Origin of the sequence: Schleiferilactobacillus harbinensis DSM 16991, assembly GCF_000425885.1 — a bacterium.
Taxonomy (GTDB): Bacteria; Bacillota; Bacilli; order Lactobacillales; family Lactobacillaceae; genus Schleiferilactobacillus; species Schleiferilactobacillus harbinensis.
On record NZ_AUEH01000027.1, the window covers coordinates 17,261 to 39,725 of the forward strand.

Consider the following 22,465-nt stretch of genomic DNA (forward strand, 5'->3'; position numbering starts at 1 on the left):
CCTATAAAGACTTAACGAAGTCAGCCAACGGAATCGGTTCTGTCTTGCCGTTAGGTTTCTTCGCTGTACTGGCATCCAGCACGCCGATCAATGTGTCGTAGTCCGTTTGGAGCACATCATTAATGGAGTACCCCGGCAACCCGGTGACTACTGTATTTACCAGCTTGTAGATGCTTTTCTTGTATTCGCCGTAGGTTATTCCTCCGCCTTCGGCGTTTCGGAGTTTGGGTCTGTGAGACCCATAACTTCGTTAATTAAGCTGTCAACTACTGTCAATCCTTCGCGTGCATCAACGCCCTGCAGAATGGCTTTGGCTGTGACTTCTTTTGCGTCGAATAAACTGGCCACATATTCTAACTTGGCTGTGATCCATTCCACTTCGGTGTTGTAGTCACTGGCCCGGTCGTTCAAATCAGCCGCATCAAGTGTTTTCTGTAACGGTACGAAGTTCTGCGTGTACGTCTGTGTCTCACCATTCTTGTCCCGCAAAGTAATCTTCAAAGGTTTCACTATTTGTCCTCCATTCAGCCGCCCGGTTGCCCGCACTGTTTATTTCGTTGGCGACTATTCATCTTTGTTAAGCTACCGCTTTCGGCGCATTGGTTACGCCAGACGGGGCCATTATTTTGACGGTGTTGGTGTCACTGCTGGTGCCGGTGCTGGTGTCGTTGCTTCCTTTAACACTTGACCGCGAATCTTCTTAATGGTATCAGCATCAGAACCAATGTACTTAGCTACATACTCGCCGTTCTGATCCCCATCATCTGTGGAAGCAGCCGCAGAAAATGTAAAGCTGTCGGCGTCCGGCTTGAATGTTTCGCTCGGGTCCAGAGTTTTAGCTTCTTCTTTGTCCTTAGCGAACTTACCCCGGAAGAAACCAAGTTGGACCACATCGCCTTGCAAGTCTTTAGCTTCCAGTAATACACCGCAATACGGTGCACTGGTGTCGCTGCCGACATATACAATTTCCTTGCCGTCCTCACCAACCGTCTTTTGGCCCAAAATACGAGCCTCATCAAGATGCGGAATATCCAACAGTCCAAAGGCAACTGATACGTTGCCTACACCCTGCTGAGAAATGTAATATTCAATATCTGAACCGGCTACCTTGGTTGCATCCTTAGACAGGCCGCTTACTTCCGCAGATACCGTTGCCCCAGCGTTGGCTTTACCTTCAATTACTACCGGCTTGCCGTCCGGCAAACCATCAGCCGTAAAAGGCTGAATCGTCGCGCGCTTAAATCCTACTAAAGTCATTAAATTGACTCCTCTCTAATAATCCGTGTCGTAAATTTTAGTGTTACCCCGGTACCTTCGGGCATCGACGGACCAGCCGTTGCCCAGCTGTTCATCCAGCCCACCAGTCATCTGGGCAAACAAATAGCCCGCCATCACTTGCTGCACGTAATGTTGGGCTTCCTTCAGTTCTTTTCTGTTTGGACCCTCTACATTGACCTGGTAAGTAAATTGCCAAGCCAATACGTCGTCGCTGCCACCTGTGCTCCCCTCTGGTGGGCCAAGTGGTGTAATGACGATCCGTAAAGACTGATGATTTGCAGACTGTGGAAAATCATATTTATAAATACGATCCCCGGCCAGCTCAGCCAGCCGCGGGTGAGCCCGAATAGCTCCATACATAATATCGAGCATGTCTTTCATAGGAGTTTCTTCAGCTCCTCTCGCTGAATGTTCATTGCTGGTTGTTTGATGGCGTCATAAGTGGCCTGAATTTTACCCATGCCCTTCGGCGAATAGGTTTTATGCCAGCGCGTATAGCCGAACTCATTCAAGTGGACTAATCGCCAGCGTTCCATCGCGCCACCCTTCCAGCCGATGTTCACCGACCGGACGCTGCCACGCATGCGTGCTTTACCAGCAGCCACTTCAATCTTCGTTTCACCAGTTGCTCCGGTTCGGCTGTTGACGTAACTGTAGGTTCCGACTGACTTTTTTAGCTCTTCTTCAACGTATTCGGCAGCCTTATTGAGTGCTGCGTTTTCGTATCGAGACAAGCGCCCCGGTGAGAACTTAGCTCTCATCTTTGCCAACGTTTCGTCCATCCCGGTAATCCGGGTATCATGCAGCACCATCGGAATCACCACCCTGGGGGTTGCTCAGGACTAATACCAGGAAACTGTCGTCTGAAAAGTCCAAACGCACATCGGTAATGTCCCAAATCTTGTCCTTGTACCGATAATCGTCAATATAAACAGCGTGCTTATCCACTGTCGGCAGAAACTCACCGCGTGTGTCCCGAATCCGAATCGTCACGCCTTCAGTACGGTCATGAGTAGAGAGAATGAGCGTGTCCTTCTGGCTTGGTGCGTAGACTTGAGCATAAGTGGAGAACACCATTTTCGTTGGCATGTCGCCCGGTTCACCATCTGCATTTGGCGTCAGTTCCATAAAGTCCACCGGGATTCGTAAATCACCCGATCCGGTTTTCTTCTTTTTGAACGTCGGCGCACCAGAATAGTAATTAACGTATGCTGCCTGCTTGCCTTTACTCATTGTCTTGGTCCGGCACCCCCTCGTAGTTCTCAATTGCCAGATTCATCAGCATAGATTGGAAGTTGGCATCAAACCATTCCAATTGATCGTTATACGCGTACCGTGCCCGCTGATAGACTAGCTCAACCACCCGCTTATCGGTCAAAGCCTTGTCGTTAGTGATCGCCATGACCGCCGCTGCCGACGTTTCCAGCAATCCCCGCAGATACGGGTCCTCTCGGCTGTGGGTGATGTGCATGTGTGCCTTGAATTCGGCCACCATTTCGTCTGTAATTAGCGATTCAGCCATTTACATCACCTCCGCTACTCGGCTGAAATACTGGCCCCGCCATTATCGGAAGCCGATTTTACCGCCGACGGGGATACTATTTTGACGCCGGCTTGGTGGTCGGTGCAGCGGGTGTCGTACCCGGTGCAGTCAGGTTCAAGTCATATACCGCAGAAGAATTGTTGTCCCGGGCCTTGCCGTAGAAGAATTGCTTAGCAGTCCACAGAGTGGCATCCTGCATCGCCAGAGTTTGGTCAAACTGGGCAATCTTCATGTCCCCGCCTTGGAACGCATCGTAACGGCCCTTGACAAACACCGTCACCTTGTTATCCGGTTGATATACTGATTCCACAATGGTGATGCCAAACGGATAGCTTGTAACGAACTGCCCGTTCTGATTCTGGATGGCAAACTGAGCTTCAACCATTAAGTGATCGCCGGGTGACATGACAAAAATGGTGTTGCCAGAAGCAACTACCGGCTTGCCATTAACATCCACAGACAGTGCCTTGATTGCCTTAGCAATCTCCATGGCTGCCGTCTTAGAATCGCCAAATGTCAACGTACCAGCGGATGCCTTTTCAGCATACGTTACTACGCCGTCTACATCGGCAGTACCCTTTGTCAAATCCCGATTAAGACCGACAGGCTTGTGCGCGCCATCGCCCAACAGAAATGCTTGTTCCGCCGCAACCGCAAAGGCTTCCCGCAACTGAGTGATGACGTAAGTCTTAAGATAGCTAGGACCATAATCCAGCAAGTCATTAGGCAGCACAACAAAGCCGGTCAGCTTGTTCTGCATGGCCTCTTCCTTGCCGAACTTGGCATCCAGTTGGCCCTTGATTTCGCCCATGAAGTCGCCCCAAACGGCAACTCCGGACTGGCTGGACTTCAAGAACTTCAGGCGCACACCGTTGTTCTGAAGGCCGATAACACCCAACAGTGGATGAGCCTGAGTCATGCCGTCAAAAATGCGATCCACAATTGACTTCGGCACCAATACATCAACGGATTCCTTGCTCTTGGTGTCGGTATCCGTCTTAATATCGTTGTAGAACTTAATCTCTTGTTGAGTCAGCGTCTGGTCGTCAGCCTTGGCCTTCAGGAAGTCCTCAGTCTTTAAGTCGACCTGTTTCTTGATGAAGTCCATAGAATCGCCAGACAGTGCATTCATCATTTCGCCGAACGCAGCAGATTGTGCGTCGGCATCTCCGCCCTTCTTAGCGAGCTCGGCATAAGCCTTTTGCTTTGCTTCAAAGTTGACGAACTTCACATTATCGTCACCGAATTTAATCGTCATTTAATTGCCCTCCTTGAGCATTGAAAAAGAAGTCGTGCCACTCGGCAGACTCTTTAGATTTCTTGATTTGTTCTTTCAGTTCTTCGATTTGAGCTAACAGTTCAGTGCTCGACTGTGCACTGGATTGTTCATCCTCACTAACAGTAATTACCGCCGGCTTGCTGGTGCCATTATCGCCATCAGTTTGAGTGATCCGCAGCTCATCGCCAGCCTTCAGCCCTTTAATCGTAAAGCTGACCTTGCCGGCATCGTCGGCCTTACTTTCGGCCACCTGCTTACCGTCCTTGTTGTCGGCCTTGATGTAGGCGTTCGGCTTAGCCGTTCCTGTAACCGTCGTCGTCCCCCCACTAATTTTAGCGGCGAGAGATGGCGGTGTGGGTTTGCTCGGCTGAGCGTTCAGCATTGCTTCACGACCAGCCTGTAAAGCAGCCAGACTCAACATGCCATCCGTGTCTGCTGACGCAGTGAGTAATACCTTTGCAGCATCCTGGTCTTCATCGAACATGATTGAATCTGCAAAGTGCTTCTCAACTGCTTGCTTAGCATTCAGCCAAGTTTCGTCATTCATCATTTTCAACACTTCCGACTGATCTAATCCGGTCTTCGCGGAATAGGCACTTGCAAGCGACTGGTTCATGCTTTTCAGCAATTTTGCCACGTGCTCGTGGTCCCGATCATCACCAAACTTGTCCGCCGATACGTTGTGGATCATCATTTGTGCTACTGGTGACATCACTACCTCATCGCCAGCCATCGCAATGATGGAAGCCGCAGAAGCCGCTTGGCCAACAACGTTCACCTTGACGTGACCCGGATAGTTGCGCAGTGCTGTGTAAATCTCAGACCCTGCATCCACGATCCCGCCACCAGAGTTAATGTTTACCTCAATATCGCTGTTGTCTTCCGGCAACTCACTCATAAATTTACTAGGATATGTCGCTGATTTTTTGAAGAAGTCGTATACCGGCCCCATGTCATCATTCACGATTGTTCCCTTGACGTTCATCGTTTTCGTTGTCATCACCTCCCTTCATGTTGTTATCAACGCCCTTGGCGTTTGGTGCTGCACTCTGATAATTTTTCGTCACGTAATACTCCTGCATTTCTGGTAATCCCGTTGGATCATAACCAAGCAGCCCACGGGCTTCGTCACCGTTCAGCACTGTGGCAGCCCGCAACTTATCAATCGCTGTAGCCACATCCACGATGTTCTGCTTATCCAGACCAATGATTTCGACGTGTTTCCCATTCTGGAATTCGTCCGGCGAGAAAAACTTGGCATTCATCTCATCTCTGATCCGGTACATCAGCGGTCGCAAGCAGAAGTCAATGTATGACTGCTTATTCTGGCTAATCTCAGCATTGTTTCCGTGCAGCAACGCTGGCGGAATGCTGAGAATCAACGCTACGTCATCGATAAATTGAGTTTTTATATCGCTCACTTCATCAAGTGGTGATGTACCCCGAGTTTCACCGCCGGGGTTCTTCTCGTCGTACTCTAACCCATTTGTTTCTGGCACAATTGCCACAGACTTGTCCTGGAATGCCCGGTAGACACTATCCAGATAATTTTGGACTTTCTTCTGTTTTTCCTCGTCACTTAGTCCTGCCATTGCACCAACGTGGACGACTGCCCGGACTTGTCGGTTACGCATTGCCACTTCAATCATGCGGCCCATGAGTTTGCCATAGTCGCCGAATAGCGATGCTACATAGTCCTCTAACCGCGAGTTAGCAAACTTGATGTACAGTACATCGTTCATGCTGAACGTCCGATCATACGTGTACGTGCCAATCGTCACCCCGGAAAACGTGTCCGGATATAGTGCGTATTGGTTGTGGACAAAACTGTCAGCAATTAGTAAGTCTCCGGTGTCGCTCTGGATGACCAGCACTTCATTATTGTAAATGAGTTTGTAGATGAAATCATACCAGAACTGGGAGCTTGATTGGTTGGCATTTGGCCGCACATTAAGTCGGTAGTACAACTCACTATTGCGATCAGACTTCTTTCCGTCCATCACCTTGAATTCTGACTGAGTAAATGACCGGGCAATGAAATTCACATTGGTATCTATCGCCATACGTTTCAGATAAGCCCGCTGCAGGTCTGGCTCCCACATATCGGCGTCAAACATAAACGACGTGTCCTGACGCTGGGTTACTAGGTCCCAAATGTTCTTAAAAACACTCAATCACTTCACCTCCTTTCTGCTAAAAGTTCAGCCCGGCCAACATGTCCAACGAGCCAGACACGTCCTGATCGGAAATCTTGTCAATGGAATATAGCGTGTACTCAAATGCCTTGAAGCCATCTGTCTTTCGCCTGATTTCTTCCTTCTTTAGGTACTGCTTATTCCCTCGGCCATCAATTTTGACCAGCACGTTGTTTGTATTCCACCTCAGCAGTGGGTTATCGCCCCAAATGAAACGCCGATTCGGAAACCCGTTGTCAATGACTGTTGCTAATAGCCCGTCAATTGCCGTCGGGTTGCGGATAATACTTACCTCAAAGCTGGCCTCCTCAAACATCGCCCGCATGATCGATGCCCGGTAGTTATCCATAACTACTTCCACGATGTTGAAGCGCTGCCGCATCTCACCCATCCAGTTCAATGCATCCTTTGGGTCTAAAATAGGCGCTCTGACGATTGTCAATAGCCCTTTTTCCTCCCAGTCAGCTATTGGGATGTGTAACCTCTGGTTTGGCTTGGCTTCACCATAATCCTTGCGAGAATACTGGTACTGGCGATCAACAAACACCTTGGTTGCCCATTGGTGTTCCATCGTGACCAGCTTATCACCATATTTTACCGTCACCGCTGCTGCCATGAAGTCCCTCGTCGTCGCGAAGTCCACCGAACCGATTGCCTGCCGCCCTTCAATGTTATCCGGGATTGGCTGGTTAGTCGCCGCGATTTCTTCCCATGGCGCCACAGAAGATTCCTGACTCTGTGATGGATAATCCATCCGCTTAGTCATAAATTCTTCCTTACCAGATGGGTTTTCACTCAATTCGTTAAATTGACGCTCAATTTCCTTGTACAATCCCTTGGCATATGGCGTGAGCGGCTTAGACAGCATCGGGTTGGCTTTTTCCCACATTTTTGGATCATCAGCTTCATCTTCTTCGTCGATTTTACAAATCCACGGGAAAATTAAGTCCGGTTGGGCCTTGCCTTCCAGTACGCGTGCTGCTCGTGCTTTCAGTTTGTCGATAAACCCGTCCCGAACATATCCATCGGTCCCAATGTAGAAAACTCGCGGTGGCAATTTCTTGCCCAGCCCTGAAATGTGGACGTTGACGTTGCTGGCATCATGGTATTCGTGGATTTCATCGAATATCACAAACCCATCACGCAGACCGTCCTTGGTGTTGCCGTTACTGGTCCGATATTTCAGTACCGAGTTCGTTGCTCTAGACCGGACCAGCGTACTTGTGGCATAAAACGCCCGTTCCAGTGGATCGGGGTGAGAGTGGACAACGTTGGAGACTTCCACAACCGATGTCTTGGCCTGATCTTCCGAGTTGGCGACAATTGATCCGTCATATGCCTGTACCCCATTCAATTCCGAGATTAGAAATGCTGAGATTGCCGATATAAGACCGTTCTTCCCAGCACCTCGACCCATCATCCACAGGAAGTCTCGGTAGAATGCCGTATCATCTGCTTTGCGGTACAGAAAAACGAACGACGCAAGAAACTTCTGAAATGGTTGGAGCGGGAAAAACCATTTTTCAGTAAACCCGACGAAGTTATCTATTTTACGTTCGTCAAAGTACAACTCGTCATTGTCAAGAATGTTCTTTCTAACATACTCGGCAAGCTGAATGCGTTCTTTATTCCAAACTACCTTGCCGTCATCATACAATTTCAGATAATCTGTCACATAACTCACGTCAAATCACCTGCATTATAGCCAGCCTTGCCTTTGTCCACGCCGGGTGAGGGAGGAGAAGTCAATCCCATGTCCCGTCCTAAAGCGATTAGCGCCCCATTAATCCGATTAATATCGGTTAATGCCGGGTTGGTCTTGGTGTATTCCTGTTTTCCGTTCTTGATGACGATCATTGGCTGCTTCATTGCCACTTCTTGCAGTTTCTTATACAGCTCAGCCAAAGATAAGTATCGGTCTACCTTCTCCATAGCAATTGCAGACTCTGGATTCACTTGCTTCATCAGTTCTTCCTTCATATTTGGTATATCCATTATTTCCTCACCCCCTCTCATGCGTATTTTTTTCTTCTTTTTTGCGGAAGTTGACCCCCACCCACCGGTTCCCCAAAACGCCGGTAAATCAACGTTTCTACCGGGGGGGCTTATCCAAAAAAATAACACTTCCAAAATTTTGGAAGTGTTTTTTTTCGCTGTTTTTCGCGTTATTTTAGTGTCGTTCGTTGGCGCCGTTCGCGCGCCGTTGTTGATCAGCGGTGAGCCTCTGCCGGCTGCAGCGTCGTTGGCCGTCGTTGTGCCGCGCCGCCGTTGGTATTGATGTGTATCGGTGAACGTCACTACCTATTAAATGGATGGCATTGTTGTTTAGTGATCCAGCACCCGCCGCAATAGTTCGCGGTCAGTGTGATCCAATGGCCGGCGGTTGTATAGTAACGGCCGCCCGCTATTAATCAGTGGCGCCAAATCAAGCGGTTCACTGTCGCCCGCTGTCGTTTTTCCCGCGCCCTTGCTACCAGCCAGCAGCTGGCTGCTGCTGACGCCTAGCACGTGCGCCACCTTATCCAATGTGACAGCGCGCGGTTGCGCTGTTTCCCAACGATATATAGCGCCCGAACTTAAGCCCGCCCGTTCCGCCACACTTGCAAGCGTCAAGCCGCGTAATTCCGCAAAGTGCTTAATGTTATCTAATGTAGTAACCATGCAAGTTTCCAACTTTCTTTTGTTATTTATCGTATTTTCGCAAGTTTTTTGTTGTGTTCCTCGTACAATCATGATATATTATTAATCGTAAGGGACGGCGGTACGAGAAACCCCGCTGAACTTGCTATCATTATACACCAAGTTCGTACTCTTGTAAGTACGTACCACGATGAAACGTACAAGGAGGAAACAAAAATGCAAACACCAATGTTAGTAAAAATCACGCCGGAAATGGTGCACGAACGGTACACCGGAACAAAAGAAAGCCAGGAAATGGCACGTCTTGTCACCGAACGGGACTACTACGATGTACTGGAACCAGATGGTTTTATTTCCCTGCGCGAAGTATTTAACGACGCGTACGAAATCACTCACTCTCTGAAAGCGTGGAACCCCAACGCCGTAGAATTTTAGCACCAACCCGGGCGGAACTAGCCGCCGCGGCCTTGCAAGTGGGCCGCCGGGCATTGATCCAAAAAACAAAAACAGGAGGAAACAAACATGACAAAATTTAAGACTTACAACTTGGAACTCGGTGGCAAGGAATACGGGTGTTTAGAATTCGACCCCGATCAAGATGCTTGGATCTTATGGCCTGTATCCATCGATGACGGTGTAACTTACACCAACAACTTAGAAGAAACCGTCGCCATCATCGCCGGCGAGCTAGGCGCCGGCTGGGTTGCCTTGCGCGGCACTGAAATCGAATTGATCACCGACGCCGCCGACGTACCCGCGTGGATCCCTGGCAAGGTACTACCCGGCAAGGTGACTTATATAGACGGCGTCGAAACTATCGAAGCTGTCCGATAGGAGTAAAAAAAATAACCACCTCCCGCCCGGTAAAAAGCCGGCCGCACGTTTGCAAGGACGTGCCGGGCATTGATCCAAAAATGAAATGAAAGCTGGTATTTTACCATGAAAAAACTGAAAATTTCGATCGCTATCGCGGCCGTTGTAGCCGTTGTGTTTTTCCTCCACACTACTTTAGGCGCCGCCCTAAACACCGCCGGACACGTTCTGTACTGGCAAGTTGGCGGCGTCGCTAAACCGTTCGGCCGGGTTATAATCGGGGCCGGTCAATCATTGTTCTGGCTGCGAAACATGTTTTTCTAACTGCTTGGACCACTAGCCCGCCACGCGCGGGCTGTTTTTTTACCCTTAAGAAACTGAGGCGATCCAGTGTGAGCGTCCTGAGCGATCCAGTGTGAGCAGCCTGAGGTGATCACCGCGAGCATCCTGAGGTGATCACCGTGAGCGTCCTGAGGTGATCGGTGTGAGCCGTCCGAGTGGATCGGTGTGAACGCTTCTTTTAGGCCATTAAAAAAAACGGCTACTAACTTTTTATAAGTTGTCCAATTATATTGCGTCCGCCCGCTTGCGTAATGAAAATTGCGTCTAGATTTTCAGGCCCGTGCACCGGCAAAAAATAACAGCACCGGCAAAAAAAATCGCCGGCAGATTTTTTTCGGTGAAAAATTTTCAAACGCTGAAATTTGCTTCTAGATTTTCAGCCGTGTGTGACGTTCACAAAATTTTACCAGCAGAAAAAATCAGTTGCCCGGCAGCGCTTTGACCACGTAAAAACGGCTTAGCTTATCCATGTCGCGATCAGCAAAGTAGCCATCCGTTGCTTGCAAATTAAGTCGCTGAGAAAGTGCCTGTGCGCTGTACGCATCAGTGAAAACGCGGTGTGGCGTTACAATGCCGCTGTGCGTTGTCATCATCACCACGTAGTAAATTTTTGACCGCTTGGCAATTTTGAATCCTGCTTTCCGAAGCTGCTTTTCTGTCTTAACTACCATCGTTCGTCTGCCTCCCATTTGTTTTTGAATTGCTTGCGTGTCGGCTGTGTTCGGTAATTCATGCGGTGATGCCGCTTGTTGTGGCAGTCTTTGCAAAGCGTCCGTAAATTATCCGGGTCCATTGCAAGCTCTGGAAACTGTTCAAGCGGCTTGATATGATCCACTTCCAAAATTGCATCTGTGGTCACTCGACCAGCAGCCTTGCACCATTGGCACTCATAGTTATCACGTTGCAATACCGATTGACGCAGCTTACGCCATGCTGATGAGTTGTAAAACTCTGCCCTCTTAGAGTGTGTTGATACATCAGGCAACAATCTGAATCACCTCGGAAAAGCATGCTTGGTTTTTGTCCGGCCAAACAAGCATGCTTCTTTTATGACCACCAGCAGAAACAAGCATGCTTCTTTTGTAGCGGATGAAACAAGCATGCTTGTTATACGGGGGGCTTTAGTTTCTGCTCTGCCGGGGGTCTTATGCATATCTAAATTGGAAACCACGATGTGTTTTTTGTCCTCCGTGAATACAGGCTGACACGCTTTGCTGCTTCAAACCCAATGATCTTATGGCTGCGCTTGAACTTCCAAACAGACCAACGTTCTTGCTGTATCTGCTCCAATAAACCCACCTCCGCGTATTAAAAAAGCCGCCTACCACTAGCGGCTTCATAAAGGAGAAAATGGAGAAAAGCGAATGGTTGGAGTCGAACCTACATCCACAGGTTGGAAAACCTGTTGCTCTACCACTGAACTACATTCGCAAATTGACGGGCGAGACGTCAGCCCCATCATGTAACCACATCCCGGGAAGTGGCAGCTTGTTCCTCTTGCGCTAAGAGGCCCTCGGTGACGATCCTAATACGTCACTCCATCACTCATATATGTAGACGGGCCAAAGCCCGCCAGATAATCGGTGCACCGCTCTTTTAAAATGATTCCAGGGGTGAATCAATATTCATAGTTTGTCGGTATCGCAATTATCTTTTTGTGGGGTGAATTACCCCTTATGGTCAAAGACCATACTATCATAATAATTTTTTTCACCTGGGACTAACAGCGTTTCTAGTACCATCTTTGCGTGAGACCATTCCGCGCTCCTCAGCTAGTAGCCAAAGCATGGCATATCGCTTCCGGTAAATCTGAGAATGGGCATAACCAATCAAGTCGCCCACTGTATCCCAGTCGTAGTAATTGGATGAGCAGTATCGCAAATCGAAAATTTGGCGTTGCTCTTCGTCAAATCTGTCAATTGCCCGGTTGCAGTCGTCCCGCAAACTAATCAAGTATTGCAGCCGTTTGTTGGATTCCCGCCGTTGCAAAATTGCTTCTTGGGGCCGTGATATTGCAGATGAACGCCCGCCGCCAATGTTCTGATCTGATTGTGTCCACGGATGATCAATCTCATAAGTTTTTTCGGCAATCTGGTGATTTACAGTCTGGAAATCCTCAAACAGTTCATCTAAAGCGGCGAGTTTCTTCTTCGACAGTTCTTCCAATGTACCACTACTCCTTATCAATTGGCTTCCCATTAACCCTAATTGACTTGGGAACTAGGCCAGCTCGTTTCAATCCTTCAATCGACGCTCCGATTCTCTCGTGAAAATTGTCGTTATCAATCATCGCCGCTGCCTGTGTGTATGAAATAAACACGTACACACCAATCGCAAAAATCACGAACGCAATTCTGATCAACAGCTGTGATGCAATAAGCGCCCCGATAAAACCCAACACAGACGGTGCCCCGTTTAGCAGCAGTTTCTTAAAGTATTTCAGTTTACGCTCACGCATTGATATTTTCTCCTTTAGTGGTTTTCAATTCTGAAATGATCAACGCATAGCACTTCACCACCACTAATGGTAGCAAGCCCAGACGGCCCCATGATAGTCATATTGTTACCCACCACCATGTTCTCCATTTTGTCATTTCCTAGTTTTCTTTCCTCTGTACTGATCATAACACGCCGCTTTGAAAAGCAATAAGACCGGCCAAACATATTAATCTGAATCCACGACTCGGCGTAATGCTTGCCGTTATCCCAATACTTCGTAATGTAGTGATGCACTGTCATTACCTCCTGTGTAAGATTAAAGGCCTCAGTCATTTGCCGTTGCGGCCTTTTTCTTTCTCTTTCTTCAGCCATTTCTCTAGTTCGGCGTCCGCCTTAACATATTCTGGCGGCTCATAGCCGTACTTGGAATGGATCATCTTTGGCATGTGATTACCTCTTGGCGTTTATTTTTCCTCCAATCGACGGCCACACATCGGGCAGTATCGGCAGTTTTTTTGCTTGTCGGCTAAACGGGTCGATTTTGACCCCTTTTCAGCGGCGAGTGCAGCTGCAAATCGTTCCGGCGCATCACATATATCGCCTGCCATCCCCGGAGGGCCAATAAGACTATTGCTGTCACTGTTATAAGCAAGCCCCAAGTAATGTTTCCACACGTCATCAAACACGTCCTGTACCGTTTCAGTCATGCTGCGCCTCCAGTAAATCCGGGTTTTCATAAATATTCCCGACGACCTCGCAATTTTCTGTTAATCGTTGCCATATTCCATTGCCACCATTGTCAAGCACATATCCAGCGGCATATGCTTGGTAGCTAACTGGTGCCATTACTGGTTTACCGTCTTGATTTCTAAGGCCAATATCTAAGACATCGCATTCGTATATTTCTCGCCCGTTCTTGTCTTTGAAATTGGTGTACTGCATCAAATGCCACTGTGGATCAGCAATTAAATCGCCTAGATACATAGCACCAACTTGGATGTTGTTAAACATATTATGCCCATTCCATGCTCGAAACTTAATCTCACGTTTCATTTCTCCGCCCCATCTCCGTTGTATACGATGATTGCACTAGGAAACGGTGCAGGGCCACCAGCCATTCCATTTTGCTCAAATTTAAGACGGCCACGAATAAACTTGATGCTTGCCTTTCCAAAAATGTAATCGTGCCAATAGCTGGTGTCCGTTCTTGCTGGTATCAACAGCACAATAGGAACGTTCACCCGTAACGAAGTTTCATAGGCTTTCTTTACCCAATCTCCGATATGGCGTCCATATGGCGGGTTCAGATACATTGCCCCACCGAAATCATCAGACCAGTCTTGCAATAACGAATCATCAGCAACGCTGAAATACCGATCACATTTCGCGTTATCCTTGCTGGCTGCCAGGTCAATAGCAAAATGATACTTTGCATTCAAACTCTCGAAAAACGCTTGTGGTGTTTCCCAATCGTCCTTATTACTCGTTAGCGCTGCACCACCTGGCTTTAAAAAGTCACTCATTTCTTCTCCTCCATTTTCACGATTTCACCGGTTTCATCAACGCGCCAGACACCTAGCAACCAGGCACGGGCAAAAGTCTCAGAATGGTAGAATATCCAATCGGCTTCCTCATCATCGACTGCGTGAAAATCTGTGGCGTCAATAATCGCTGGTCTTAATGTTGATCCCTGTTTCTGCCGTTCGATGTACTCTCCGATTTCCTTGGGGATCACCGGCATATTATCTGGCAATGCGGCGTCATAACGAGAGCGCCATTCTTCATCCTGTTTAAGTAGTACATGAATATTAGCCGTCCTCAACAATGTTTCGTCCTGTAACGCCACGCGGCGTACTTCATCGAACACGTCCTGCTTCGTCTCATTGCTCATCGTCAGTCACCTCTTCTTTCTCGCAGTCTTGCAAGCCAAATTTCTCAATATCATCATTAGTGAGCTCAATTCCATCTGGGTATCCACCAAATCCTTTAGATAATCCTTTTACAAATATGGTATCAAGTTTTCCATCAGGAGTTTTTAGATACCACGTATAATCTGCATACGGCACCTTGACGTTGTATTTCTTATCCTTTTCCACGGTGTAGCCGTTGACATAAGCGTTCATCAGCAACTCTTCTTCGTGCTTGCTGCCACTAGCATCATTATCAATCAATAATGCTGGCCACTTAGAACCATGTGCACTTTTAACGGTTTCGGCTTGTTCCTTTGTTAGGACTGCCTTTTTTGGTTCCTCAACGAGCGTGACAACGTGGCCGCCATGATCTTTAGCCTCATTTTCGGCATTCTCTTTGCTCACCGTAAACCAGTATTCGCCTTTGTCGTTCTTAACCGCATACAGTTTTTCTTCGCTCATTTTTCGTCCTCCGTTCTGTTCCACTTGCCATATTTATCTTGGTACCAGCGTCCACGATTGATCGCCCAATCCCCTGTAAATACTGTGTTCTGCTTGTCCAGTCCCAGCCTAAAAGCCGAAAGCTTGAAAAGCTTAATTACCTCAGCCAGAGTTTCCAGGTACCGTACTTCATCGGTTTCAAAATTGTACAGACGAAAGTGTGCAATCGGTGGTCGGCTGATATGCGCGTCATGCATCAACTTGTTTATCCAGGACTGTGAGATACCCGAAATATCAGCAATTTCGTATGATGAAAAGCCATGAAGAATTTGGCTTCTAACATAATCAATTTTTTCCGAATGATCAGATTTCTTTGCTTTGCTTGCAGACGTTTTTTTATTCTTACGCGGCTCTTTTTTATTAATTGCTACATTGATTCCCCCCCACCGTGGATCGTCTCGTGGTGCGCGTTCCTTTTCCAGCTTAATGATTTTCTCCATCAGTTCTGGATGTTCTGATAGTCTAGCCATATCAATTACCCCCTGTGCTGCCAAAACCGCCACTGCGAGCGCCTGTGGCCATATCGTCGTCGGTCAACAGGTAACTGCGGAAAATGCCCTGCATGATGCGGTAGCCGGCATTGATGATGACTGGCGCCTGACTGATGTTCCAGAATTGACCCATGATTTCGTTTGGATAGTAGTCACTGTCGATTATTCCGATGCTGTTCGGCATTACCAATTGTCGCTTGCGTGGCAATGATGATCGAGAAACCAGCTCCAAATATTCATAGTGGCCAAGTTTCACCTTGATACCCGTCGGGATCAGTGCAATCTTGCCGGGCTTAATGACCACCGTTTTTGCTGCTGCAATGTCGTATCCGGCAGAATACGCAGTTGCCCGTTTGGGCATTGGGCCAGTATACCCGTCGATTCGTTCAAAATGTCGTTCCATCAAATAGATGCCTCCAAGTCTTCGTTAGTTGCGTTGACAATTCCTTCGTCCGTTATCGCAACAGTCCAATCCCAACGGCCTGATCCTTTTTCGATAACCTGGCCTCGCTTCCCCTTGAATCTTGGCATCGGTCCTACGTAGCGGACGTTCTCTCCGATGTGGTATGTCATCTTCAGTCTCCTTCAATAATTTTTAGTGCGTCTTCCACAGAGCGGGCGACACCGTACAGTACCGGTTTGCTCTCGATAAACGCCTTAAATCGTTCTTGATCAGGCCGCAGCCTGCCATTCTTTGTTTTCACTTCAATCAGGATCAGTTTGCCATCGCTATGGCGAAATCCGGTTAGGTCCGGCCATCCTTTCGGTGGACCGGCAGAAAAAGTTCTTCCGTCTGCTGTTCTGACGTTGCCCACATTGGTGCGGATGATCGTACATCTGTGTTTGCTGACTGCCAGCATAATGTCGGTCTGAATTTCGTGTTCCGGTTGTGTCGTTGGTTTCACCTCCACAGTGCTACGGGAGGATTAAACGGGAGACCATAATATTGTCTTCGTCCTTACTCCCACAACAGTTTGAAATCGTCACGGGAGGAACGGGAGGATATTCCGAAAAAAAGTCTTTCAGGCATATACTTTATTCGTTGTCATCTTATATACTTTTTCTCTTTTATCCTCCCGTAAAGAAAAATAAAGGTTAAAAGCATACAGCCGTAAGGGTTTGACGGTTTTTTTATCCTCCCGTAGGTCCTCCCGTAAACACTAATTTCGCATCCAGTTAAATCGCTCGTCCAATTTCAGACGGATACCCAAGTAGAAAATCCCACTGTTTTTCTTTGTTGAGAATTTCTGCTTCATCTGAGCACCGAACTTTTGCTTTGCCATTTTGTACTCGCCAGTTTCGTCTGCCCAAGCCTGATAACGTTTGAACAATTCACCGGCTGGTGCCTGATAATCAGGTCCCTTGTCGCAACAGTCGCTGATGAACAATTCCAGCACATCCATCTCATCCCGGTATTCCTTGCTCGCACGCTTAACACTCTCTGGCGGTTCCAATCCCTCTCGCTGCCACTTCAAAGCGCCATCCACCGCCCAGTTCAAGATGCCGACCGATTCACGTTCCAGCTTGTATTGGAGCCGCTTATCAACCTTCTCTTTCGGCACCTGGACCGTGAACGGGATCAGCATGAGCCGCCGCCAGATACCATCATCGGTTCCCCGGATGATCGGTTTGTGGTTAGTTGCCAGCCAAAGTTTGAATTCTGGATGGAATTCAAACTCTGATCCGTATAAGAATCGGGCCGTAACCGTATCGCCACCAGTTAATTCCTTAACCAGTCCTTCATCCAGCCGGACGCCTTCGTTCGGTTCACTGGCTGTGACTAGCCGTGCGCCCTTCAATCGGGCGATGTCTGAGTTGGCGGCACTGCTGGTCTGCTGAACCATGATGGACTTAGCCTGCATGGATCGGGCATAGCTTCCGGCCACATGTTTCAACACGTCCATAAACACTGACTTGCCATTGCGACCCGAGCCGTATAGGATGAACATAACCTGTTCCTCTGTGGACCCAGTGAGCGAGTATCCGATGGCCTTTTGCAGGTATTCGATAAGCTCCTGATCACCGTTGAAGGTCTGGTCCAGAAACGCCAGCCACTCCGGGCAATCCATCGTGTCGGAATACTCCACATCGCCTTGCTTGGAAAACATCTTCTTAATGTCGTGGTCGTGGAGGCTGCCGTTGGTCAAATCAATGTATCCATTGGCCGTGTTGAACAGCATTTTGTCGCGGTCAAATTCTTCCGGCAACACCGGTAAACGGTGCTGAATTTCGTTCATCATGGCTTTCTTGGACGCATTCATCCGAGACTTCTTCATAAATGCTGCCCATTTCTGCTGAATCTCTTCCGGCTTAATGTCTGCTGGTGGCGTGATTTTCTCGTTCTTTAAGTCAGCAACTACTGCATCTACCATCGAGGGCAACAGTCCACGCTGGTCCAGCTCCCAGAAAGAACCGTTGTAAATGTACCAAGCCTTGTCGATATAGCTGTACCGTGCCAGACTACCGAACCGGTCGTTGAACCGATCTGCGTTCCCGGTGTCATCCCAGGTGTGTGGAGGAAAAGTCTTTGGCTTCTTCGCGTTAGTTTCATGCATGAAACCAAAATTGTACTTCAGCCGCTCGTTTGCTGGGTTGTAGACGTCTTGGACTTCATTGATGGCCTTGTTCAGTGTGGCGACGCCATAGGTGGTCTTGCCGTGTTTCTCATCCCACTTATCGCGCATCAGCGAAGACTGCCGAAAAATGGCATCCATCTTTTTGAAGTCTCGGCCGGTCCAAAACGCCAGGTCGTTGGCAAATGCCAAGTCTGCCTCTGAGTGAGAAGTATAAAACTTTTCCCAACCGCCATCTAATAGCAGCTTGCTCCGTGGTCCAGTCTTGCTTGCCAGCATTTTAGCGACAATTTCATCCTGGCTTAGATCATTTGATAACTGGAGTCTCTGTGGATGCAACTGGATTACCTGCTTCGGCTCCAGATATTTCCGATAGAGTTTCGTCAGACCTTCTTCAGCATTGTGGTTGATGTTATCGAATATCCCAATCCGGTTGCCCGTCATCGCGAAAAACCGGCCTGACTGGTACATTTCGATGTTTCCCTTACGCCGTCGTGAGCCAGGCAGATCACCCTTAATCAGGATGTGGATGCCTTCGCCGGACACAGACTTCTCCGTATACGACTGTAAGCTTGAGACAAACTCATACGCCAAGTTGTCGTCTGTGTTTCCTGCCTCCCAACGGTCCAAGTCATCTCCGATGTGATCCACATCCACGCCAACGTATCCGTTGGCAAAGAAGAAGCCGAGACCGTCTAGCGAATACCGTTCCAACCCTTCCATTGCCTTATCGAACGTTGTCCAGTCCTCTGGCGCCGTAGAGCTGGCTTTAGAGCCAGTTAATGCTGAATAGGGTATCTTTGTATACTTATTCTTCTCAGGCTTCCAGATCAGCTTATACAGCCCCCATTGGGCTAGGGGCTTAAGCTCCTCGGGAATTTTTTCATACATATTCATTCCTCCGTCTAAAACGGCAGATCGTCGTCATTAATGTTAGTCGGTCCCGGATTGACAGCAGGCGCACTCTGTTTAGTGGCCGGTTTATCCTTATCTTCCTTGAATGTGTGTGCCAGTTTCGGATAGTCCGTCGGCTTGACGCTCCACGGCGCAGCTGTGTTCTTATCTGTATTGTCGTATTCGTCATGCTGAACCTTGACGTAGACTTTGACTGGCTTGTGGTACAGCACATTGCAGAAGTCCTGAATCGTATCGATGGGTGTGCCTTCTGGTACGCCGACTGCTTCCAGAATATATTGCAGTTGGTTCATGTCGTACAGGCCAGTAGCCTTCCGCTTCCAGTTCGGCATCCACACGTGCCGATTGTGGTATTTGCCGTTGGTTTCCGGCAGCGCTGCATCCAGGTCATTGCGAACCGTGAATTGAATGTCCAGGTATTCTGACCCGTTCTTGGTCGCGTCTTCATGTGCAGCTGCGATCACCATTTCATATTCGCCTTGCGGAATCGGACCATAGTTGCCGCTTGTGTTGTTAGAGTAGTCAGTTGTTAAAAATGCCATTAGTTAATTCCTCCTAAATATTTATCTCGAAATTGAATTGCATCGTGAAAATCGTGAAAATATCGAGTGATTCTATTACCACCAGTTATTTTTTCAAACAACCATGGTGTCCCTTTTCTTTTCGGCCGATATTGGATATACTTTTCGCCGGTCGTATTGGTTGCTCTTGGCACGTCTACGGGTTTAGGACGTTCTCCATTCGTAAGCCAATTATGAAGCGCATTGTTATATGCTTTTGCACCCTCACTTGAGCTTTCAAACACACCCAGATGATAGTAACGGCCTTCGATAGTTATTCCCGCTGACCACCTTCCATTACTCATAGAAACACCAACCGTTTTGTTGTTGGTCCTTCCTTCGCGAATTGTTTTTCCTGTCCAACGCCCCATTCTGAATCGCTGAATTGGAACTTCAAAGATTTCATCCGTATGAACATTTTGCACTAGCACAATTTGCTGCTTCTGTTCTGTTTTCCCAGTATCACCAAGTACAATGAAGTCGCCCTTCTTGTATCCTGCATAATTTTTCCGGCGGTTGCTGCTGCTTGGTGTACCGAATTCTTCCTCCCACTTTTTACGTTGGGCTTGTGCCAATTTCTCAGAATTCGGATCGCTGTCAGGAAAATATGCGATTTGTTTTGGAATTCCATTTCTTAAATTCTGATATTGCGCCGTCCACCATTTGTCTCTATGACTTACGCCACGCATCATGCTCTCTTCCTTTCTGTAACCCATCCCCGCGCTATTATCTGGTGGTATGCCCAACCTGGTTTGTATCCGCGCGCGGCTGCAATCTTATACATTTCCTTGGGTGTCTTTGCATCCTTCGGTTCTTTCCTGGCCCATTGGATGTTTTCGTAGTCCGTCACGATAAACCGGCTCTCATCCAGCTTGTTCAGCTTGGCTGTTTCATCAACCTCCAGGTCCTCGGCTTCTGCCGTTTCCCAGACATAACCGCACAACTTGCAGACAACGGTAGCGGCTGGCACAATGGCAAAACACTTCGGGCAAGTCTTGATTGCCGGTCCTGGCGTGCCGCCGCGTTTTTTCTTGTTCCGATCATCAAGTGTCCACTGGTCAGCGCGTGGCATTCTCGGTGGTCCAAATCGTATTACGTTTCCCACATGGTCAATGATGATTGCATGTTTGTCGGGCTCGTATCTCATCCCACGCATGGCTTGTTGGATATAGAGCACCAGCGATTCCGTCGGTCGCAGCATGATAATTACACCAACATCTGGGACGTTGAATCCTTCTGAAATCAGATCAACGTTGCAGAGAATCCGTATTTTGCCAGCCTTGAAGTCCCGCATGATGCTGTCTCGCTCTCTCTGGGGCGTTTTAGCATCGGCGTGAGCCGCTGAGATACCTGCGGCTTTGAACATCTCTGCCACCTGCATACTGGCTTCCACAGAGTGAGCGTAGACAATGGCTTGCCGTCCTTCCGCGAGGCGTTTGTAATGGGCCAACACGTCTCCGAATATTTTGGGTTCCTTGATGGCGTCACTCATTGATGCCTGTGTGAAATCACCCGTGGAAGAACGTTTCAATTTGTCGGTCTCAATCAGCGTCGGAGCATAGTACGTGTAGTCGGCCAGATAATGGTTCTCAATCAGCCACTGAACTTCTGGGCCGACAACCATGTCGTCATAGACGGATTCAAACCCCCGTCCGCTCATTCTCCACGGTGTGGCAGTAAAGCCCAACCTTGGCACGTCGGAATAGTAGTTAAATATCCGTTGATAGGTCTTAGCTAGTGCATGGTGTGATTCGTCACAGATGATCAGGCTTGGTTTTGGCAGTCGATCCATACGATGGACAATCTTGCCCACCGTCATGATCGTGCAATGCTGTAGGTTAATGTCATCTGCGATGAACGTCTGCATGATTTGCTCCACTAACTCCCGCCGGTGAACCATAAACATCACGTGTCCGCCCTTCTCAGTCGCCATGCGAGCAATCTCAGCAATGACCACTGACTTACCAGAACCGGCTGGACTAACTATTAGTACCGCTTTGTGGCCTGTCGCCAGACTTTGCCGGGTCTTGTTCACCAGTTCCGTTTGGTACGGGTGGAGTTGGTACGTCATGCTTTTCACTTCCAAACTTGAACAGGTCTTCAATGGACACCAACGTGCGATTATCCAAGCGGTTCTTGGCATAGATACCGTCTGAGCCTTGTAAGATCACTCCACGGCCGCCAGTCTTAGGATTAACAACCATCCGACCAACCACGTCTGCCAAGCCCAGCAGACCATCTCGGACGGAATCCCGGATAGCAGGTGCATATTGGTTAAACGTCTGACCTTCATCGGTAGTAATTTGCTGTTGAGTCTCCCAGGCTGTTGTTAAGATATTAACGTTGTTTAGCATGTAGATACTGGTCATGATTCGGGCAAAGTAGTTTGTCCATTGGCCGTAGTCCTGGATTTCGTTGGAGATGCCGTTCTTTGAGTTACGACCCTTTTCCACGAACCAATCGCGTTCAAAACTGGTCACGTTATCCACGACCAAGTTGTCATACCCTGCAGTCAGCTCCTTAGCCTGCTTGAGGAAATCTATCCAAAATTCTTCGGGATGAACGCGGTCAAACTTAACAACATCAATGTTTGGCTGGCCTGCCAGGACTCGGCTTGAATCGTCAAGGTCCAGCACCAATGTCCGGCCGCGCATGAACTTCACCGATGAAGTCTTGCCAACTCCTGGCTTGCTGTACAGAATCACTCGCCAATCCTTGGCTCGCTTCAAATCAGCAGCCTTTACAATGTCAATTGCCATTTATATCCTCCTTATCGGATCAGTTTCCATCAGCGGCATTACTTCACCGTCCAGGACATATCGTTCGCAGTCATGTAGGATGTGAGAGCGGCCATTTCATACGGCGTGACATCAGATACTTCAATCACATAGCTGTACTTATCGGGCACGGCGTCCATGACCTCACCGGTTTCCGTGTCCACCACTTGCTCACCGACCTTTTTTTGGTGCAGGGCGTCAATGGCTGC

Annotated in this window: 35 protein-coding genes, 1 tRNA gene and 1 pseudogene; 3 read left to right on the top strand and 34 right to left on the bottom strand. The window is 48.4% G+C overall.

Annotation, left to right across the window (positions count from 1 at the left end; genetic code table 11):
- Position 1: 1 nt before the first annotated feature.
- The 13 genes from H627_RS20085 to H627_RS19280 form a co-directional block, all read right to left on the bottom strand.
- Positions 2–139 carry a hypothetical protein gene (locus H627_RS20085; protein WP_155827909.1) on the bottom strand — a complete coding sequence of 46 codons (138 nt, stop codon included), beginning with the start codon at positions 137–139 and terminating at the stop codon, positions 2–4.
- A gap of 56 nt (positions 140–195) precedes the next feature.
- Complete coding sequence (gpG, locus tag H627_RS0109145; RefSeq protein ID WP_027828716.1) at positions 196–510, bottom strand: phage tail assembly chaperone G; 315 nt, start codon at positions 508–510, stop codon at positions 196–198.
- Between the two features lie 111 nt (positions 511–621).
- Positions 622–1,257, bottom strand: a complete 636-nt coding sequence (locus H627_RS0109150) for a major tail protein (protein WP_027828717.1) — start codon at positions 1,255–1,257, stop codon at positions 622–624.
- A gap of 15 nt (positions 1,258–1,272) precedes the next feature.
- Entirely contained in the window at positions 1,273–1,659 is a 387-nt protein-coding gene (locus tag H627_RS0109155; protein WP_027828718.1) for a hypothetical protein, read from the bottom strand.
- Positions 1,656–2,090 carry a hypothetical protein gene (locus H627_RS0109160; RefSeq protein ID WP_027828719.1) on the bottom strand — a complete coding sequence of 145 codons (435 nt, stop codon included), beginning with the start codon at positions 2,088–2,090 and terminating at the stop codon, positions 1,656–1,658. The genes H627_RS0109155 and H627_RS0109160 overlap by 4 nt, the downstream gene beginning before the upstream one ends.
- Positions 2,077–2,511, bottom strand: a complete 435-nt coding sequence (locus H627_RS17715) for a hypothetical protein (protein ID WP_051225320.1) — start codon at positions 2,509–2,511, stop codon at positions 2,077–2,079. The genes H627_RS0109160 and H627_RS17715 overlap by 14 nt, the downstream gene beginning before the upstream one ends.
- On the bottom strand, positions 2,504–2,800 hold the full coding sequence (locus H627_RS0109170; RefSeq protein WP_027828720.1) for a phage head-tail connector protein: 297 nt from the start codon (positions 2,798–2,800) through the stop codon (positions 2,504–2,506). Before H627_RS0109170 ends, H627_RS17715 begins: the two co-directional genes overlap by 8 nt.
- A gap of 76 nt (positions 2,801–2,876) precedes the next feature.
- Positions 2,877–4,079 carry a phage major capsid protein gene (locus tag H627_RS0109175; RefSeq protein WP_027828721.1) on the bottom strand — a complete coding sequence of 401 codons (1,203 nt, stop codon included), beginning with the start codon at positions 4,077–4,079 and terminating at the stop codon, positions 2,877–2,879.
- A complete protein-coding gene (locus H627_RS19275; protein WP_051225321.1) occupies positions 4,069–5,100 on the bottom strand; it encodes a head maturation protease, ClpP-related in 1,032 nt (343 codons plus the stop codon). Before H627_RS19275 ends, H627_RS0109175 begins: the two co-directional genes overlap by 11 nt.
- On the bottom strand, positions 5,057–6,274 hold the full coding sequence (locus H627_RS0109185) for a phage portal protein (RefSeq protein ID WP_027828722.1): 1,218 nt from the start codon (positions 6,272–6,274) through the stop codon (positions 5,057–5,059). The genes H627_RS19275 and H627_RS0109185 overlap by 44 nt, the downstream gene beginning before the upstream one ends.
- Positions 6,275–6,293: 19 nt before the next feature.
- The gene (locus H627_RS0109190; protein WP_035440498.1) at positions 6,294–7,979 is read right to left on the bottom strand and encodes a terminase large subunit domain-containing protein; all 1,686 of its coding nucleotides are present in this window, start codon (positions 7,977–7,979) and stop codon (positions 6,294–6,296) included.
- Complete coding sequence (locus H627_RS20665; RefSeq protein ID WP_235808927.1) at positions 7,976–8,593, bottom strand: hypothetical protein; 618 nt, start codon at positions 8,591–8,593, stop codon at positions 7,976–7,978. The genes H627_RS0109190 and H627_RS20665 overlap by 4 nt, the downstream gene beginning before the upstream one ends.
- 27 nt (positions 8,594–8,620) lie before the next feature.
- The gene (locus H627_RS19280) at positions 8,621–8,956 is read right to left on the bottom strand and encodes a helix-turn-helix domain-containing protein (RefSeq protein ID WP_051225322.1); all 336 of its coding nucleotides are present in this window, start codon (positions 8,954–8,956) and stop codon (positions 8,621–8,623) included.
- Positions 8,957–9,151: 195 nt separating this feature from the next.
- On the opposite strand from H627_RS19280, the gene H627_RS0109210 reads away from it, so the two are divergent.
- From H627_RS0109210 to H627_RS0109220, 3 genes are all read left to right on the top strand, one after another.
- The gene (locus H627_RS0109210) at positions 9,152–9,370 is read left to right on the top strand and encodes a hypothetical protein (protein WP_027828726.1); all 219 of its coding nucleotides are present in this window, start codon (positions 9,152–9,154) and stop codon (positions 9,368–9,370) included.
- Positions 9,371–9,457: 87 nt separating this feature from the next.
- A complete protein-coding gene (locus H627_RS0109215) occupies positions 9,458–9,769 on the top strand; it encodes a hypothetical protein (RefSeq protein WP_027828727.1) in 312 nt (103 codons plus the stop codon).
- Positions 9,770–9,874: 105 nt separating this feature from the next.
- Positions 9,875–10,072, top strand: coding sequence for a hypothetical protein (locus H627_RS0109220; protein ID WP_027828728.1), 198 nt, complete (start codon positions 9,875–9,877; stop codon positions 10,070–10,072).
- Between the two features lie 437 nt (positions 10,073–10,509).
- Here the strand turns inward: H627_RS0109220 and H627_RS0109225 are convergent, their stop codons facing one another.
- The 21 genes and pseudogenes from H627_RS0109225 to H627_RS20340 all read right to left on the bottom strand — a co-directional run.
- On the bottom strand, positions 10,510–10,761 hold the full coding sequence (locus H627_RS0109225) for a hypothetical protein (protein WP_027828729.1): 252 nt from the start codon (positions 10,759–10,761) through the stop codon (positions 10,510–10,512).
- On the bottom strand, positions 10,755–11,075 hold the full coding sequence (locus H627_RS19705) for an HNH endonuclease (RefSeq protein WP_027828730.1): 321 nt from the start codon (positions 11,073–11,075) through the stop codon (positions 10,755–10,757). The genes H627_RS0109225 and H627_RS19705 overlap by 7 nt, the downstream gene beginning before the upstream one ends.
- 160 nt (positions 11,076–11,235) lie before the next feature.
- The gene (locus H627_RS20920; RefSeq protein ID WP_373880565.1) at positions 11,236–11,430 is read right to left on the bottom strand and encodes a hypothetical protein; all 195 of its coding nucleotides are present in this window, start codon (positions 11,428–11,430) and stop codon (positions 11,236–11,238) included.
- 19 nt (positions 11,431–11,449) lie between these two features.
- Positions 11,450–11,521: transfer RNA gene (locus H627_RS0109235), tRNA-Glu, on the bottom strand.
- 279 nt (positions 11,522–11,800) lie between these two features.
- Positions 11,801–12,256: a DUF722 domain-containing protein gene (locus H627_RS0109240; RefSeq protein WP_027828731.1), complete on the bottom strand. Its 456-nt coding sequence runs from the start codon at positions 12,254–12,256 to the stop codon at positions 11,801–11,803.
- A 7-nt stretch (positions 12,257–12,263) separates the two neighbouring features.
- Complete coding sequence (locus H627_RS0109245) at positions 12,264–12,548, bottom strand: hypothetical protein (protein ID WP_027828732.1); 285 nt, start codon at positions 12,546–12,548, stop codon at positions 12,264–12,266.
- Positions 12,549–12,562: 14 nt separating this feature from the next.
- Positions 12,563–12,823, bottom strand: a complete 261-nt coding sequence (locus H627_RS17730; RefSeq protein WP_152319330.1) for a hypothetical protein — start codon at positions 12,821–12,823, stop codon at positions 12,563–12,565.
- Positions 12,824–12,993: 170 nt separating this feature from the next.
- The gene (locus H627_RS0109260) at positions 12,994–13,236 is read right to left on the bottom strand and encodes a hypothetical protein (RefSeq protein WP_027828733.1); all 243 of its coding nucleotides are present in this window, start codon (positions 13,234–13,236) and stop codon (positions 12,994–12,996) included.
- A complete protein-coding gene (locus H627_RS0109265; RefSeq protein ID WP_027828734.1) occupies positions 13,229–13,582 on the bottom strand; it encodes a YopX family protein in 354 nt (117 codons plus the stop codon). Before H627_RS0109265 ends, H627_RS0109260 begins: the two co-directional genes overlap by 8 nt.
- Positions 13,579–14,052 (bottom strand): DNA N-6-adenine-methyltransferase, encoded by a 474-nt coding sequence (locus H627_RS17735; RefSeq protein ID WP_035440504.1) that lies wholly within the window; start codon positions 14,050–14,052, stop codon positions 13,579–13,581. The genes H627_RS0109265 and H627_RS17735 overlap by 4 nt, the downstream gene beginning before the upstream one ends.
- On the bottom strand, positions 14,049–14,420 hold the full coding sequence (locus H627_RS0109275; RefSeq protein ID WP_027828735.1) for a hypothetical protein: 372 nt from the start codon (positions 14,418–14,420) through the stop codon (positions 14,049–14,051). The genes H627_RS17735 and H627_RS0109275 overlap by 4 nt, the downstream gene beginning before the upstream one ends.
- A complete protein-coding gene (locus H627_RS0109280; RefSeq protein WP_027828736.1) occupies positions 14,410–14,901 on the bottom strand; it encodes a DUF1642 domain-containing protein in 492 nt (163 codons plus the stop codon). The genes H627_RS0109275 and H627_RS0109280 overlap by 11 nt, the downstream gene beginning before the upstream one ends.
- Entirely contained in the window at positions 14,898–15,410 is a 513-nt protein-coding gene (locus tag H627_RS0109285; protein ID WP_027828737.1) for a hypothetical protein, read from the bottom strand. Before H627_RS0109285 ends, H627_RS0109280 begins: the two co-directional genes overlap by 4 nt.
- A 1-nt stretch (position 15,411) precedes the next feature.
- On the bottom strand, positions 15,412–15,834 hold the full coding sequence (dut, locus tag H627_RS0109290; RefSeq protein WP_027828738.1) for a dUTP diphosphatase: 423 nt from the start codon (positions 15,832–15,834) through the stop codon (positions 15,412–15,414).
- Between the two features lie 172 nt (positions 15,835–16,006).
- The gene (locus tag H627_RS0109300; protein WP_035440506.1) at positions 16,007–16,291 is read right to left on the bottom strand and encodes a VRR-NUC domain-containing protein; all 285 of its coding nucleotides are present in this window, start codon (positions 16,289–16,291) and stop codon (positions 16,007–16,009) included.
- Between the two features lie 300 nt (positions 16,292–16,591).
- A complete protein-coding gene (locus H627_RS0109305) occupies positions 16,592–18,895 on the bottom strand; it encodes a phage/plasmid primase, P4 family (RefSeq protein ID WP_027828740.1) in 2,304 nt (767 codons plus the stop codon).
- 14 nt (positions 18,896–18,909) lie between these two features.
- Positions 18,910–19,461: a DUF669 domain-containing protein gene (locus H627_RS0109310; protein WP_027828741.1), complete on the bottom strand. Its 552-nt coding sequence runs from the start codon at positions 19,459–19,461 to the stop codon at positions 18,910–18,912.
- Positions 19,461–20,171: a hypothetical protein gene (locus tag H627_RS0109315; RefSeq protein ID WP_152319332.1), complete on the bottom strand. Its 711-nt coding sequence runs from the start codon at positions 20,169–20,171 to the stop codon at positions 19,461–19,463. Before H627_RS0109315 ends, H627_RS0109310 begins: the two co-directional genes overlap by 1 nt.
- Complete coding sequence (locus H627_RS0109320) at positions 20,168–21,550, bottom strand: DEAD/DEAH box helicase (RefSeq protein ID WP_027828743.1); 1,383 nt, start codon at positions 21,548–21,550, stop codon at positions 20,168–20,170. Before H627_RS0109320 ends, H627_RS0109315 begins: the two co-directional genes overlap by 4 nt.
- Positions 21,459–22,238, bottom strand: coding sequence for an AAA family ATPase (locus H627_RS17740; RefSeq protein ID WP_051225323.1), 780 nt, complete (start codon positions 22,236–22,238; stop codon positions 21,459–21,461). The genes H627_RS0109320 and H627_RS17740 overlap by 92 nt, the downstream gene beginning before the upstream one ends.
- Positions 22,239–22,276: 38 nt before the next feature.
- Positions 22,277–22,465 (bottom strand): annotated as a pseudogene (locus H627_RS20340) (hypothetical protein); the annotation flags it as partial.

Bases quoted from the DNA above. Each gene is read 5' to 3' on its own strand.
- H627_RS0109150 (WP_027828717.1), bottom strand. From the start codon at position 1,257: ATGACTTTAGTAGGATTTAAGCGCGCGACGATTCAGCCTTTTACGGCT.
- H627_RS0109155 (WP_027828718.1), bottom strand. From the start codon at position 1,659: ATGAAAGACATGCTCGATATTATGTATGGAGCTATTCGGGCTCACCCG.
- H627_RS0109160 (WP_027828719.1), bottom strand. From the start codon at position 2,090: ATGGTGCTGCATGATACCCGGATTACCGGGATGGACGAAACGTTGGCA.
- H627_RS17715 (WP_051225320.1), bottom strand. From the start codon at position 2,511: ATGAGTAAAGGCAAGCAGGCAGCATACGTTAATTACTATTCTGGTGCG.
- H627_RS0109170 (WP_027828720.1), bottom strand. From the start codon at position 2,800: ATGGCTGAATCGCTAATTACAGACGAAATGGTGGCCGAATTCAAGGCA.
- H627_RS0109175 (WP_027828721.1), bottom strand. From the start codon at position 4,079: ATGACGATTAAATTCGGTGACGATAATGTGAAGTTCGTCAACTTTGAA.
- H627_RS19275 (WP_051225321.1), bottom strand. From the start codon at position 5,100: ATGACAACGAAAACGATGAACGTCAAGGGAACAATCGTGAATGATGAC.
- H627_RS19280 (WP_051225322.1), bottom strand. From the start codon at position 8,956: ATGGTTACTACATTAGATAACATTAAGCACTTTGCGGAATTACGCGGC.
- H627_RS0109210 (WP_027828726.1), top strand. From the start codon at position 9,152: ATGCAAACACCAATGTTAGTAAAAATCACGCCGGAAATGGTGCACGAA.
- H627_RS0109215 (WP_027828727.1), top strand. From the start codon at position 9,458: ATGACAAAATTTAAGACTTACAACTTGGAACTCGGTGGCAAGGAATAC.
- H627_RS0109220 (WP_027828728.1), top strand. From the start codon at position 9,875: ATGAAAAAACTGAAAATTTCGATCGCTATCGCGGCCGTTGTAGCCGTT.
- H627_RS0109225 (WP_027828729.1), bottom strand. From the start codon at position 10,761: ATGGTAGTTAAGACAGAAAAGCAGCTTCGGAAAGCAGGATTCAAAATT.
- H627_RS20920 (WP_373880565.1), bottom strand. From the start codon at position 11,430: ATGAAGCCGCTAGTGGTAGGCGGCTTTTTTAATACGCGGAGGTGGGTT.
- H627_RS0109245 (WP_027828732.1), bottom strand. From the start codon at position 12,548: ATGCGTGAGCGTAAACTGAAATACTTTAAGAAACTGCTGCTAAACGGG.
- H627_RS0109260 (WP_027828733.1), bottom strand. From the start codon at position 13,236: ATGACTGAAACGGTACAGGACGTGTTTGATGACGTGTGGAAACATTAC.
- H627_RS0109265 (WP_027828734.1), bottom strand. From the start codon at position 13,582: ATGAAACGTGAGATTAAGTTTCGAGCATGGAATGGGCATAATATGTTT.
- H627_RS17735 (WP_035440504.1), bottom strand. From the start codon at position 14,052: ATGAGTGACTTTTTAAAGCCAGGTGGTGCAGCGCTAACGAGTAATAAG.
- H627_RS0109275 (WP_027828735.1), bottom strand. From the start codon at position 14,420: ATGAGCAATGAGACGAAGCAGGACGTGTTCGATGAAGTACGCCGCGTG.
- H627_RS0109280 (WP_027828736.1), bottom strand. From the start codon at position 14,901: ATGAGCGAAGAAAAACTGTATGCGGTTAAGAACGACAAAGGCGAATAC.
- H627_RS0109285 (WP_027828737.1), bottom strand. From the start codon at position 15,410: ATGGCTAGACTATCAGAACATCCAGAACTGATGGAGAAAATCATTAAG.
- dut (WP_027828738.1), bottom strand. From the start codon at position 15,834: ATGGAACGACATTTTGAACGAATCGACGGGTATACTGGCCCAATGCCC.
- H627_RS0109300 (WP_035440506.1), bottom strand. From the start codon at position 16,291: ATGCTGGCAGTCAGCAAACACAGATGTACGATCATCCGCACCAATGTG.
- H627_RS0109305 (WP_027828740.1), bottom strand. From the start codon at position 18,895: ATGTATGAAAAAATTCCCGAGGAGCTTAAGCCCCTAGCCCAATGGGGG.
- H627_RS0109310 (WP_027828741.1), bottom strand. From the start codon at position 19,461: ATGGCATTTTTAACAACTGACTACTCTAACAACACAAGCGGCAACTAT.
- H627_RS0109315 (WP_152319332.1), bottom strand. From the start codon at position 20,171: ATGATGCGTGGCGTAAGTCATAGAGACAAATGGTGGACGGCGCAATAT.
- H627_RS0109320 (WP_027828743.1), bottom strand. From the start codon at position 21,550: ATGACGTACCAACTCCACCCGTACCAAACGGAACTGGTGAACAAGACC.
- H627_RS17740 (WP_051225323.1), bottom strand. From the start codon at position 22,238: ATGGCAATTGACATTGTAAAGGCTGCTGATTTGAAGCGAGCCAAGGAT.